Source organism: Bacillus sp. RCC_6_1 (assembly GCF_041360755.1).
Lineage (GTDB): Bacteria > Bacillota > Bacilli > Bacillales > Bacillaceae_G > Bacillus_A > Bacillus_A cereus.
Genome location: NZ_JBFUPV010000040.1, coordinates 1 through 591 on the forward strand (window position 1 = coordinate 1; position 591 = coordinate 591).

Consider the following 591-nt stretch of genomic DNA (forward strand, 5'->3'; position numbering starts at 1 on the left):
AAATGAACTTCTTTCTATAAATGACACAAATTTTTCGTTTTGGGGGCATTATAAAATTTAAACTTGATAGCGATGTGGTGCTACCCCACATCCACCAACTTAAGAAGAATAAACGCCACCAAAACAAAAAAAGCCCCAAATTTTTCTCGAAAATAAGGTGGGGCTTTTGAACCAGAAAAGTATATTTTTAACTATGAAAACTACGGTAAATTTTTCCTTTTTCCTACTTACTAAATTCAGCAAGTAAAATATTTTTAAAAGGATTAGGACTGTCAGCTCTACCCAAACTGTTCCAATTGACGACCAACGTATGCTTGCCTCCAAGTGTACCTCCAACAAGAGTAGTAAACCCTAGAATGCCACCTGTGTGTCCCCATATCGAGACACCGTTCGGAAGCTTAGTTTCATAGATTCCAAGACCATATCCATCGATTCCTTCTCTTCCTGTAGGAACTGTAGTAAGCATTTGTTTTAGTTGTTGTTCTTTCAGTAATTTGCCACCGAGCAAGTAAGTGAAGAATTTGTTTAAGTCGTCAGCAGTAGAAATCATATCTCCAGCAGAGCTACCTGCACTTGGGTTATAATAAGTAA

General features: G+C 37.4%; 1 protein-coding gene. It reads right to left on the reverse strand.

Annotated features, from left to right (window positions below; genetic code table 11):
- Nucleotides 1-223: 223 nt before the first annotated feature.
- Nucleotides 224-591 (reverse strand): serine hydrolase (locus AB6801_RS31195; protein WP_370941399.1); only part of this gene is annotated, 368 nt, incomplete at its 5' end.